The sequence below is a fragment of the Pseudoalteromonas sp. US3C1004 genome (assembly GCF_048401065.1).
In the GTDB taxonomy this organism is placed as follows: Bacteria; Pseudomonadota; Gammaproteobacteria; order Enterobacterales; family Alteromonadaceae; genus Pseudoalteromonas; species Pseudoalteromonas undina.
Genome location: NZ_CP183073.1, coordinates 1,127,531 through 1,141,043 on the forward strand (window position 1 = coordinate 1,127,531; position 13,513 = coordinate 1,141,043).

General features: G+C 39.9%; 9 protein-coding genes. 3 read left to right on the forward strand and 6 right to left on the reverse strand.

The genetic code is table 11. From position 1 onward, the window contains the following. Positions 1–11: 11 nt before the first annotated feature. The gene (gene ccoN, locus ACNSN3_RS05250) at positions 12–1,445 is read right to left on the reverse strand and encodes a cytochrome-c oxidase, cbb3-type subunit I (protein WP_013464670.1); all 1,434 of its coding nucleotides are present in this window, start codon (positions 1,443–1,445) and stop codon (positions 12–14) included. A 337-nt stretch (positions 1,446–1,782) separates the two neighbouring features. Here ccoN and ACNSN3_RS05255 point away from each other — a divergent pair, with 337 nt between their 5' ends. The 3 genes from ACNSN3_RS05255 (at position 1,783) to ACNSN3_RS05265 (ending at position 6,863) form a co-directional block, all read left to right on the forward strand. Beyond that, positions 1,783–2,217, forward strand: a complete 435-nt coding sequence (locus ACNSN3_RS05255) for a hypothetical protein (protein WP_418608705.1) — start codon at positions 1,783–1,785, stop codon at positions 2,215–2,217. Between the two features lie 723 nt (positions 2,218–2,940). Beyond that, a complete protein-coding gene (locus tag ACNSN3_RS05260; protein WP_054200691.1) occupies positions 2,941–5,388 on the forward strand; it encodes a TonB-dependent receptor plug domain-containing protein in 2,448 nt (815 codons plus the stop codon). A 107-nt stretch (positions 5,389–5,495) separates the two neighbouring features. Beyond that, positions 5,496–6,863: a hypothetical protein gene (locus ACNSN3_RS05265; RefSeq protein WP_010389605.1), complete on the forward strand. Its 1,368-nt coding sequence runs from the start codon at positions 5,496–5,498 to the stop codon at positions 6,861–6,863. Positions 6,864–6,901: 38 nt separating this feature from the next. On the opposite strand, the gene ACNSN3_RS05270 is transcribed toward ACNSN3_RS05265, so the two are convergent. The 5 genes from ACNSN3_RS05270 to ACNSN3_RS05290 are packed head-to-tail and all read right to left on the reverse strand — an operon-like array spanning position 6,902 to position 13,486. Further along, positions 6,902–7,156 (reverse strand): lipoprotein, encoded by a 255-nt coding sequence (locus tag ACNSN3_RS05270; RefSeq protein ID WP_036983007.1) that lies wholly within the window; start codon positions 7,154–7,156, stop codon positions 6,902–6,904. Positions 7,157–7,180: 24 nt separating this feature from the next. Then, positions 7,181–8,017: a peptidoglycan binding protein CsiV gene (locus tag ACNSN3_RS05275; protein ID WP_054200694.1), complete on the reverse strand. Its 837-nt coding sequence runs from the start codon at positions 8,015–8,017 to the stop codon at positions 7,181–7,183. Further along, a complete protein-coding gene (gene mfd / locus ACNSN3_RS05280) occupies positions 8,017–11,490 on the reverse strand; it encodes a transcription-repair coupling factor (RefSeq protein ID WP_418608706.1) in 3,474 nt (1,157 codons plus the stop codon). The genes ACNSN3_RS05275 and mfd overlap by 1 nt, the downstream gene beginning before the upstream one ends. Positions 11,491–11,540: 50 nt before the next feature. Next, complete coding sequence (locus ACNSN3_RS05285) at positions 11,541–12,434, reverse strand: carbon-nitrogen hydrolase (protein WP_418608707.1); 894 nt, start codon at positions 12,432–12,434, stop codon at positions 11,541–11,543. Continuing rightward, positions 12,431–13,486 carry an agmatine deiminase family protein gene (locus ACNSN3_RS05290; RefSeq protein WP_054200696.1) on the reverse strand — a complete coding sequence of 352 codons (1,056 nt, stop codon included), beginning with the start codon at positions 13,484–13,486 and terminating at the stop codon, positions 12,431–12,433. The genes ACNSN3_RS05285 and ACNSN3_RS05290 overlap by 4 nt, the downstream gene beginning before the upstream one ends. Positions 13,487–13,513 lie beyond the last annotated feature (27 nt).

The following is a 13,513-nucleotide window of genomic DNA, read 5'->3' on the forward strand; positions in this document are numbered from 1 at the left end:
ATCTGACTCCGTTATGCTAACTGCGCTTGTTCATCAAGTTCTAACGAGTTATTTTTCGCTGAAACTGTACGATAAACGTTATAAGCCATAACCAGCATACCTGTAACGATGAATACACCGCCTAAGAAACGCATAACATAGAAAGGATGAGAGGCTTCTAACGACTGAACAAAGCTGTACATTAATGTACCGTCAGAGTTAACTGCACGCCACATTAGGCCTTGCATTACACCTGAAATCCACATTGCAACAATGTATAAAACAACACCCACAGTGTGTAACCAGAAGTGTGTATTGATCAATTTAATGCTGTACATACGACCTTGCGAGAATAACGCAGGGATAAGGTGGTAAATTGCACCGATAGAAATCATTGCAACCCAACCTAATGCACCTGAGTGTACGTGACCTACAGTCCAATCTGTGTAGTGCGATAACGCATTTACAGATTTAATTGCCATCATTGGGCCTTCAAACGTCGACATACCGTAGAAAGACAATGAAACCACTAAGAAACGAAGTACTGGGTCAGTACGTAACTTATGCCATGCACCTGAAAGTGTCATAATACCGTTGATCATACCCCCCCAAGACGGCACGAATAAGATAATAGACATCACCATACCTAAGCTTTGCGTCCAATCAGGAAGCGCAGTGTAGTGAAGGTGGTGAGGACCTGCCCAAATGTAAAGCGAGATAAGAGCCCAAAAGTGAACAACCGATAAACGGTATGAGTAAACTGGACGACCCGCTTGCTTTGGTACAAAGTAATACATCATACCTAAGAAGCCAGCAGTAAGAAGGAAACCTACAGCATTGTGTCCGTACCACCACTGAACCATTGCATCAACCGCACCGGCGTAAATTGAGTATGATTTAGTTAGTGAGACAGGAACAGCCATGCTGTTAACAATATGAAGTACTGCAACAGTAATAATGAAACCAGCATAGAACCAGTTAGCTACATAAATATGAGCCACTTTACGTTTAGCAATAGTACCCATAAATACAATAGCGTACGTTACCCAAACAACAGCAATTAAGATATCGATAGGCCACTCAAGTTCTGCATACTCTTTAGAACTTGAAATACCCATAGGTAGAGTAATTGCTGCTAGAACAATCACTAACTGCCAACCCCAAAAGGTGAAGGCGGCTAATTTATCTGAAAGAAGGCGCGTTTGACATGTACGTTGTACGACGTAATAAGACGTCGCAAAAAGAGCACTTGTGCCAAATGCGAAAATTACTGCGTTCGTGTGTAACGGACGAAGTCGAGAGTAAGTTAACCATGGTGTGTCAAAGTTAAGTGCTGGCCAAGCTAGTTGGGCAGCAATCAGAACCCCAATACCCATGCCAACGATGCCCCAAATCACTGTCATAATAGCGAATTGGCGTACAACTTTATAATTGTACTCAGTTTGTGATGCTACTGTTTGGCTCATTTTCTGGCTTCCGCTGCAATAAATGCGTTTAGAAATGAATTACCTACTTGTTAAAGTAGGACCTACTATTATTCCAAAGTATACTATCTAAACCCCACAATATGTGGTTGTTAAAGATAATAATCTCAAGAAATACTTGTTTTTTTTGCGGTTGAAATGATAAATTTTTTGGCCTTAAAAAGATAGGTCAATTGCGTAATAATATGACATCAATCAAACTTTATTGAGTTGCTGTCTATTTTTTGAGGTGATTTGTACCTTACTCACTCATTAAAGCCGATAATCAACCAACTTGCCCTAAATGTTGGGCCCATACATTAGATATTTGAGAACCTGCATGTATATATATAGAGTATGCTTACTTTCTTTTCTATTATTTTTACTAGGTTGTGACTTTTCTGGATCAACATCAACATCAACAGCAAAAGTAAGCCAATCGCAAACCGAGTGTAAAAATAACAAACCATGTCATTTTGAAAATCAAGTTAAGGTTTGGTTAAGCGAAGAAATCTTATCACCAGAGACACCGTTTTCAATTTATGCTCACTTACCTAATGATCTAACAATAACAGCGGCTAAATTGGAGGGGGTAACTATGTATATGGGTTACATTCCATTGCAGTTTATCGAGCAAGGGAATATTTGGTTGGCCGATACTATGGTTGGGATTTGCTCAGAGCAAAATATGGTGTGGAAGCTTGTACTTACTACTAGCAATAAAAATACTGGCATAAGTAGTAATGTTGATTACTATTTTAACGTCACTTATTGAAAGTTTTTACTATGGTGTAGTTTTTCAACTACGCTATTTCCGTATAACTCTAGTGGCAAAGCCCATTGTCCTTTACCTAACATGTAGTAGTTACCTGAAACTGAAGCACGTCTGTTAGTGTAAGTATTTTAACTTAATAAATAAGTATCCCTTTTACACATCTACTTGCTTTAAAGATTATAGCCATCCTTTATTACTCACAAATACATTTATAAAGCCCTCGTCGATTTAACAGCTGTTTTTTATTAATGTGTAGTGAGCTCGTAATCCACTATAAGCATAAAATTTACCTGGTTAAAGCATATAGCAAAATTATTCAGACTAAATAAACAATCTACTTGCATAAATATGGTTAGTAATTAACACCTAGTTTTACCGTTTTAATAACGAGCTGTGATTAACATGTTAATTTTCCTGTTTAGGGCACATTATTGTGATAATTACATTTGATTACAAACTCTACTCATTTGATTTCAGCTGTGTTTTTTATGTGATTGATGTTGTTTTAGCTCTTGATTTTTATGTGTTTTTATTAATTAACAATGAAACATGTTGTAACCTTTGTTCCTTTCGTAGGACGCCTCAATCAGTGTTGTTTATTTATCATTCCCTCGTTAAGTTTTCATTCAGTTAAAGGCGCCTAAGTTGCTCTCGCTCACTCACAATTCTCATAAAAGTGGGCATTACCAATTTAGGTAAATTTTCAACAAGTAGGGTTCATCCATGAAAAAATCAACTCTTGGTTTAGCTGTAATTGCAGCAATCCCAATGTTCTCAAGTGTTCAGGTTTTAGCTGCAGACGAAGCAGCAAAGTCAATTGAAAAAATTCAAGTAACGGGTTCTCGCATTAACCGTACTGATATGGAAACGGCTAGTCCAATCACTGTAATTGGTGATGACTTTATTGCTAAAAGTGGCTACACCTCAGTTGCTGATGTGCTTTCAAACCAACCGTCAGCTGCAGGTATGAGCTTAGGTGGAACTAGTAACAATGGCTCTGGTGGCTCTGCTACAGTTAATCTTCGTGGTATGGGTGCACAGCGTACTCTGGTTTTATTAAATGGCCGTCGTATGGTTTCATCAGGCACTGGTGCCGATTCTTCTGTTGATTTAAATACGATTCCAGTTGCAATGATTAAATCAATCGAAATCTTAAAAGATGGTGCATCAGCTGTTTACGGTTCAGATGCTATCGCTGGTGTTGTAAATATCATCACGAAAAAAGATTTTGAAGGCTCTGAAGTAAACGTTGAAGGTAGTCAAACTACCAAAGGCGATGGCACAAACTATGGTGTTAGTTTACTTCATGGTATGCAAGTGGCTGACGGTAACCTAGTATTTGGTGCTCAGTACACAAACCGTGGCGATATCATTCAATCAGATCGTAAATTTGTTGAGCCAGGTTGTTCTTCTTATATTCCAGAAGGTACTTTAGGTGGCAAAGCGCCAAATGGCCAAGGTGGATTTAAAGATCGTGACACTTGTTATGACTACACACCTTCAAGCTATGCACAAACACCAAGTGACTTATACAGTGTATTCAGTAGCTTCAATAAAGAACTTGATTCAGATACAACGTTTAACGTTGATTTAATGTACACACGTCGTGATTCAAGCCAGCAGTTAGCGCCACAGCCTGCAAGTATTGATTTAGATACTACAAAGCTTAGTAATACATACACTAATGCATTTATCGATGAAGATGGTGTATTAGCCGATTCATTAGAGTATCGTCGCAGAATGGTTGATGCAGGTCCGCGTATCTATGAGCAAAAAACCGATACATACAGAGCGTCTGTTGCATTGCAAGGTCTTTTAGATAACGATGCAAGCTGGGATATCAGTGCAACTTACGGTCGTAATGACTCAGAAGATAAGGTTCAAAACTCAATCCATGCAGGAAACATGGAACAAAGCATTTATGGTGACCAAGCCCTTTGGTTCAGTGGTGATGCAATTAATCGTGAGCTTTTAGTATCAAGCAACTCTCTTTACACAGAGTCAAACGAAGGTGGTAATGAGCAGTTCATTCTATCTGCGGGATACAGTGCTGTTACAGAAAGTGACATTGGTTACGCAATTGGTGTAGAAAATAGATTTGAAAGTGGTTTTTACACGCCAGATTTAATTACTCAAAGAGGCGAAAGTACAGCAGCGCAGCAAGATCCGACAGACGGTGATTACTCTGTTCAATCTGTATACTTTGAAGCGTCTATGCCAGTGCTTGATTCAGTTACTCTAGAAGGTGCTGCACGTTACGATAACTACTCAACATTTGGTGGTGAAACAACGTGGAAACTAGGTGCTACTTGGAATGTAACCGATAGCTTTATGGTTCGCTCTGTACTTGCTACTGGTTTTAGAGCCCCAAATGTTGCTGAGCTGTTTGGCGGTAATACAGGTTCATTCGATTACCTAGAAGATCCATGGGGTAACGAGCAAGATCCACAAATCGAAGTTAATTACACAAGCGATGATAATCTTCAAGCAGAAGAAAGCAGATCATTCACGTTCGGTTTAGTGTGGGAAGTTGCAGACGGTTTATCAACTACATTAGATTACTGGAAGTTTGATATCACTAATGCAATTACGCGTTTAGATGTACAAAATGAAATGCGTAACTGTTTTGCTGGAAATACGCAATCATGTGCAGCAGTAAACATTACAGCTGATGGTGACTTATCTGAATTAAGTTCTGCACTAACAAATGTTGGCGCACAAGATACATCAGGTATTGACTGGAATATCTCTTATACAGCTGATAACTACCGTATCAACCTAGACACCACTTACTTAATTGAGTTTGAGCAAGACGAAATTGATTACACAGGTACTATTGATGGTAACATTGGTGGTTACTCTGAAATTAAGTCAAACCTTTCAGTTAACTACGATATTAATGATGATATCAGCGTGCTTTACAACGCTCGTTACATTAAAGGTATGGACGGTGAGTACTATGGCGAATTCTTTAGCACAGACGACACTGTTTACCATGATATCTCTATGAGCTACAACTTAAACGACGATGTTCGTTTAACAGGTGGTATGAATAATATCTTTGATAAAGAGCCTGAGACCGTGCTAGGTGGTAATGACATGGGTACTGTTCCTGAGCTTTACGACGTAATTGGTTCGCGTATCTTCGCAAGCGTAAACGTTAAATTCTAATTTTAACTAATTAGAACCATTAAAAGGCCTAGTATTTACTAGGCCTTTTTTGTTGAACAAAATTAAAGAGGCACGTAAACTCAGGTAGATAACCAAAGGAGGCATCATTGTTAAAGCAAGACGAAAATTTATCGTTTGTTATTGAACCGCAATTATCACCGCGTGCAGAGCAGCGTCTCGATCTTTATTTTTCTATCCCAAATGAAATGGGTATTAATGCACAAACACTTAGCGAAGAGTCTTACTTTAATAATCAATTTAAATCTTTTGTAGCCTACAACGCTAATAATATCCATCTTCCATTGGTAAGAAGCCGCTTTGTGAGTAAAAACAAAGGGGAGCAACAAGACTACCGACAAAATCTAAATTTATATTGTTATCAAGTACGCCTTGCTATTGATGCTGATATTAAAGATGCGTTAAAAATTCAAGAAAGCGATGAATTTTATCAGCGGGCTATGGAGCTTTGCGAGCAAAGCCAAAGTCTACTCAGAAAACTCAGACGTTACACCCCTGATAACGAAAAGCTGATCCCGTTTTATACCAATGCTGATAACTACCTAAGCTGGCAGATTGAACAAACGTTTTTAAAGCTGCTTGATGAAGGGCCGCGTAGTAGCGATCACGCTAAAGAGCGAAATGACTTATTAAACTTTTGTAAGTCAGAGAGTGAGTACCGAGCAGAGCAACAATATAATTCTGACTCAACACTTAAAGACGCCAACAGAATTACCAATAAAATGCGCCTATTACAGCGTTTAATAGAGCATGGAGTGATTTTACAGCGCCAAACACGCTATCTTAATAGTTATTTAAAACGCTTGGTAAAAGGCTCTGTAACGGCTGTTATAATGGCCTTTGTGATGGTGGTAATACTCAATGCGCGTTCTACCTTTACTGAAATAACCGCTTCATTGATTTTAATTTTAGGGGTTATTTACGGGCTGAGAGAAATATTTAAAGAAGATATTACCCGTATTATTTGGCGTGCTATTGTGCGGGGGCGGCCAAAATGGCGCTTTATATTTAAAAACAGTATTACAAAAGATAAAGTAGCGAGCCAGTTTATTTGGTTAGAATACACGCGGTTTAAAAAAATCCCTAAAGAAGTGAGAAAAATTTTCTCTAAGCGTCGTCAGCAAAATAAACAGGCGGCGCAATGGCTGCATTTTGCTAGTGAAACGCGGGTCAGTGCTAAAGAATTTTTGCCAGGCTACGATAGCTTACAGCAAACACTGCAATTTAATCTTGCACCGTTTGCACGTTATTTAAAAAAGGGGGAAGGGAAGCTGTACCATTTAGAAAATAATAAAATTTCTAAGCAGGGAGTCGAAAGACGCTACCAATTAAATATGGTATTGGTTTTAACCGAATCTGATAATGCGCTGTATCAACGCTATAAAATCACTTTAAATCGCAGTAAAATTGTTAATATAGAGCTAATTTACACTAGTGACACTAAAAAAGAGGAATAACACAGGTTATTCCTCTTCTTTACTTAAACTAAACTAGACTATTTATCCGTTAGTCCTTTTTTGCTGTATAGCGTTACTTTGTCTGATACTAAGGTAATTTCGATATTTTTAGCGTCATTACCCCAAGTACAACTAGTATGCAGTGTTTTTTCTACACAATTATCAGCACTGCCTAAAAGAGCTTCAACTTCTGTTTTGTCCATACCAATTTTAATCTTTTCATAATTTTCTAAGTTTACTTTTGAGCAAGCAGCAAGACTCAGTGCCGCTGCAATAATAAGTAATTTTTTCATTGTTATTTTCCTTGAATAATACCGTTAATGATTAAATTTTCGAATTTGCACAATCATCCCCATACGAGGGTGATCAAAATAATGAATGTCTTCACTAAACACCCGTCTAAACTGTGAAAAACGGGCTGATTCTAGATCGCCATTGTCACGTTTTTCACTTATATCAAAGTGTGCATTAATAAATAAGTAATGGCGCAAGTGTATTTTAAACAGCCCATCTAACTCCCATTTCATGTCGGAAGATTGAGCTTCGTCAAATAGTGGTTCAGGCGTATTTATTAAGCTAATAAAATCAGAATCGGCGTAACTAATCGCAGTGTTTATATTGTTTTTTAATTGGCTGCCTGCAAACAAATGAATGCTAGGCGAACGTGATTTGCTCGCACCCTCAAATCGCCACCCGGTATGCAATAAAGGAGTTAGTCCTTTGCGGTTTAGAGCTTGGCGTTGTGATTGAAACTGCAATTGCTCAGGGGCTAACAGGTAAGTTTGCTCCATCGTCTCTTGTGCAGGTGCTTGAGGTATTACTGGTAACACATCGTAACTTTTTACATAATCAATGCTGTCGTTACACGCTGCTGACTGAGGATTTGAGTTGACTAAAGTGTCAGCAAAGGTACGTTTTTGAAAACGCGGATCACCATTTATACACGCGTCCATTGCTTGTTTTTTATAAACAGGGCTTAGTAAATCTAAGGTATTTTTATCTTCTATAGCGTCGTGCTTTAAGCTAAAGTCTTCTTGTAGGTATGGAGCAGGGCGTTGTTTAAATATCAACACTTCTACTTCAAACCAACGCTCTGCAAATGCAGTACTACTAAACAAGCAGCATAAAACAACCAGCGATTTTTTCAGCAACATTAATGGCTAACCTTTTTTTCGAAATCTGCAATCATAGCAGTGATCATTTTTAAGCGTTCACGGGCATTCGCCTCGCTAATGGCAAAGCGTAATTTATTTGCGCCATCCATCTTATAAATATGTGGCGCACTTTGTATCAAACCAATAATGAAGCTAGGATTAACCTTAGTATTTTGACTAAACTCAAAGTAGCCCCCTTTCGGGTTTGCCTCTATTTTGGTTATGCCTAGATTACTCGCTTGCATCTTTAGTTGTTGTAAACTAAATAAGTTTTTAGCTGCATCGGGCAATAAACCAAAGCGGTCTATTAATTCAACTTGCAGCTCATCAATATCAGCAAGGTTAGCACAACTTGCTACTCGCTTGTACATACCTAAACGCGCGTTAACATCATGAATATAATCATCTGGTAACAAAGCAGGTAGCTTTAAGTCTACTTCTGTTTGTTTTTGTAATAGATTTTCAAGAGTTGGCTCTTGACCATTTTTAAGCGCGTTAACGGCCTGCTCAAGCATTTCCATATACAAATTAAAACCAATGGTCTGCATTTGCCCTGATTGATCATCGCCTAATAGCTCACCCGCACCACGAATTTCTAAATCATGAGTTGCTAAGGCAAAGCCTGCGCCTAAATCTTCTAATGAGGCAATCGCGTCTAAACGTTTTTTCGCATCTTTAGAGAGTGCCTTAGGGTTACCGGTAAGTAAATAAGCATAGGCTTGGTGATGGCTTCTACCTACACGTCCGCGTAATTGGTGTAGCTGAGCAAGACCAAGTTTATCGGCTCTATCCATAATTATGGTGTTTGCTGTGGGCACATCAATACCGGTTTCAATAATCGTAGTACACACAAGGACATTGTATTTCTGATGATAAAAATCAGTCATTATTTGCTCAAGCTCTTGCTCTCGCATTTGACCATGTGCAGAGGTTACTGTTGCCTCAGGCACCCATTCGCTAATTTCTTGAGCGACACGTTCAATAGTTTCTACGTTGTTATGTAAAAAGTATACTTGGCCGCCACGTTTAATTTCACGTAGTACCGCTTCGCGAATAAGCTCTTCGTCGCGTTGGCGTACAAAGGTTTTAACCGCTAAACGTTTAGCCGGTGGAGTGGCAATAATTGATAAATCACGCATGCCACTCATCGCCATGTTTAATGTACGCGGAATAGGGGTTGCGGTAAGAGTGAGTATGTCTACATCAGCTCTCAGAGCTTTAATTTTTTCTTTTTGACGAACCCCAAATCGGTGTTCTTCATCAACAATTAACAGGCCTAAATCTTTAAAGTTGATATCTTGTTGAATCAATTTATGAGTGCCAATAACCACATCTAGCTTGCCATCATTCATTCTTTCAAGGGTTTCTTTTTGCTCTTTGGTCGAATTAAAACGCGACAGTACACCCACTTCAATTGGAAAATCAGCAAAGCGGTCTTTAAAATTATCGTAGTGTTGCTGAGCAAGTAGGGTGGTAGGGACTAAAATAGCCACCTGCTTATTATCGTTAACTGCTACAAAGGCTGCACGCATAGCTACTTCGGTCTTACCAAAACCTACATCACCACATACTAAGCGATCCATGGCTTGTTTTGACTGCATGTCACCAAGTACCGCTTCAATGGCGTTACGTTGATCATCCGTTTCTTCAAACGGGAAGCTATCGCTAAATTGGCGATAAGCTTGGCCATCAAGCGTAAACTTATTACCAGGCTTAGCTTGGCGTTGTGCATATATGTCGAGTAACTCTGCGGCTACATCACGTACTTTTTCGGCGGCGCGCTTTTTCGCTTTATCCCAGGCATCAGAGCCGAGCTTATGCAGTGGCGCACTGGCCTCTTCACCGCCTGAGTAACGACTAAGCATATGAAGTGCCGATACCGGCACATACAGTTTTGCTTCACCTGCATAAGTAATAGTTACAAATTCAGTCACCACACCGGCGGCATCAATCGTTTGCAGCCCTTGATAACGGCCCACACCATGGTCAAGGTGCACAACTGGTTGGCCTTCTTTAAGCTCTGCTAAGTTACGAATTAACGCGTCTTGGCTTGCTTCATACTTGTGCTTACGACGTCTGCGTTGTGATACTTTGATCCCAAGCAATTCTTGCTCGGTAATAATGCTCAAACTTGGTTTAGTGCTAAGCACCACACTTTGCTCAAGCGGACTGACAATTAAACCAACGTCATTACTGCTGTTGGTAAACTGCTCAAAGCTATCAAATTCTTTAAATTTTAAGCCGCTAGGTTTTAATATACTCAGTAATGATTCGCGTCGACCGTCCGACTCAACACTGATGACAACTCGGCCTTTTTTCTTTTTTTGTTCTGCCACATAATTTATAAATGCATCGTAGGGTTGATGTTGTTTATGATCGATGCGTACATTGGGCAATTCATTAACTGCGAGATTTTTATTACCTGCTTTAGTGCCTAGCTTTGCTTGCGATAGGCGAATGCGGCCATAATTGCCTAAATTGGAAAACAGCTCATTAATTGGCTGATATAATTCATCGGGCGGTAATAGTGGACGCAGAGGATCTACACGGCGGTTCTCATAACGCACATTAACATCGTGCCAAAAGTTATCCGCTGCATGCTCTAAATCCCCTAACTGCATGACGGTTGTTGAGTCAGGCAAGTAGTCGAATATGGTTGCTAAGCCTTCAAAAAACAGCGGCATGTAATATTCTATACCTGCTGGCCAATTGCCTTTGCTGACCTGCATGTAGACTGAGTCTTGCTCAGCACTTGCGCCAAATTTTTCACGATAGCTTATTCTGAAACGTTCAATATCTGATTCGTTAGTAGGGAACTCATGAGCAGGCAGTAGCTCAATTTTGTCTACTTTTTCGTCTGAGCGCTGAGTTTCCACATCAAATAAACGGATGGTATCTAGCTCATCATCAAAAAAGTCGAGCCTAAATGGATGCTTACTCCCCATGGGGTATAAATCAACAATAGAGCCGCGTATGGCATATTCGCCATGTTCCATGACTTGTTGCACATGTAAGTAACCCGCTTGCTCTAAATTTTCTCGCAGGGCATGGGTGTCTAATCTATCGCCTACTTTAAAATTCAGCGTTGAGCCGTATATAAATGATGCTGGGGCAGTGCGCAGCATCAAGGTTGATACCGGAACAATGAGTACGCTTTGTTGCTCTTTTTTCAGTGTGTTGAGTGTTGCTAAACGTGCTGAAATAATATCTTGGTGGGGCGAGAAGTGATCATAAGGCAATGTTTCCCAATCTGGAAAAACCATTACTGGGTTATCAGGCAGCAAGTACTCTAATTCTGTTTCAAGGCGCAGAGCACTTGGTGTATCAGGGGTAACAATTAACACTAAGTTGTCTTGCTGCTTAACACCTTGTGCAATAGCAATGCTTAAGCCACTGCCTAGAAGTTCGCCCCATTGAATTTTATCTTTTTGAGATTTTACCCAAGGCAAGGCTGCCCATTGCTCAAACGCCATTAATTACTCCATTAAATTAGGCTCTTAACGAGTAAGAGCCACATTATTATTTAGTCACGGTAAATTTTTGTTAAATCTTGATAATGATCAATTCTACGGTCGCGTAAGTACGGCCAAATACGTCTTACGTTCTCGCTGCGTTTTTGATCAAGTTTTACCATTAATATTTGTTCATTTTGGTTATCAGCCTCTGCCAACATTTCGCCTTGAGGACCTGCAATAAAAGAGTTGCCCCAAAATTGAATGCCGTCACTTTGACCGCTTGGGTCGCTTTCATGACCAACCCGATTACAACTAATCACCGGAACGCCATTAGCAACCGCATGCGCTCGCTGTGAAATAACCCAAGCATCTTTTTGGCGGGTTTGCTCGTCTTTATCATCGCATGGATCCCAGCCAATAGCTGTTGGGTAGATTAAAAGTTCAGCGCCGGCCATTGCCATTAAACGCGCGGCTTCAGGAAACCATTGATCCCAACACACCAGTACGCCAAGCTTACCTACTGAGGTTTGAATAGGCTCAAAGCCTAAGTCCCCAGGAGTAAAGTAAAATTTTTCATAAAACCCAGGGTCGTCTGGAATATGCATTTTACGGTATTTACCTGCAATGCTGCCGTCTTTTTCAAGCACCACGGCGGTATTGTGATAAAGACCCGTAGCACGTTTCTCAAATAATGAAGCTACAATAACAATACCGAGCTCTTTTGCGAGTTCGCCTAAAGTGTTGCTACTTGGGCCTGGTATTGTTTCGGCCAAATCAAATACATCAACGTCTTCGGTTTGGCAAAAATATAAACTGCGGTGTAACTCTTGTAATACAACAAGTTGCGCGCCTTTACTAGCTGCATCGCGAATGCCCGCAATTGACTTTTCAATATTATGTTCAGCGTTGTCACTGTTGCTTTGTTGCACTAAGGCAACTGATAAATGTGCAGGGCTTGTCATTGTGCTGCTCCAGCTAAAAATCCACGAGGTAATTGCATTGTAATGCAGTGAAGACTGCCAAATTGCTCAATAATAGGTAAACAATTTACACCAATAATTGTGTGCTCTGGGTATGCTTTTTGAACTTGTGTTAAAGCACGTTGGTCGTTTACATCGTCATAAATCGGCACTAGTACTGCGTTATTTATAATTAAGTAATTTGCATAGGTGGCAGGTAGACGCGTATTTTCATCGTCATACACGGCTTTTGGCCACGGTAACTCAATTAGCTTATATGGGGTGTTATCAGCAGTTTTAAAGCTTTGTAGTTGTTTTTCCATGGCATCTAGCGCGCTAAAATGCTCATCGCTTTTATCGTCACATTTTACATACACAAGGGTGTTGTTAGGTGCAAAGCGCACTAGCGTATCAATGTGGCTATCGGTGTCGTCACCGGCTAAATAACCATGATCAACCCATAAAAAATCAGTAGCGCCTAAGTGTGCTTTTAAAAGTACTTCTATGTCACTTGGGTTTAAATCAGGGTTACGGTTTTTATTCAGTAAACATTCGCTAGTTGTTAGCAATACACCATGTTCATTAATTTCAATACCACCGCCTTCAAGCACCATATCGAGGGCTTGATACTGGTTGTTTGTATTGCTTAGCTGTTTAACTAATGTGTGGTTTATTTGATTATCAAGGGCACTTTCAAACTTATTACCCCAGCCATTAAAGGTAAAGTCGTAGACTTTTAATTGCTCTGGCTTTTCTATAGCGCTGCACGTAAGTGGGCCATGGTCGCGCGCCCACGTATCGTTAGTGGGAGTAACAACAAAATATACACGGGTTTGCTCAATACCAGCATCATTTAGTAATGAGTTAATGTGGGTTTTTAATATTTCATCATGAGCAACAATCACTAAGGCTTGTTGCGCAGTAATATGTTTTGCAAGTTCAATATAAACGGGTTCAACACGTGCTAAATTATCAGCCCAATCGGTATTTTTATGAGGCCATGTAAGCATAACTGCATCTTGCTCGGCCCATTCAGGTAAAAGTCTAAAGTTCATGGATTTTTAATACAAATAAAGATGGGG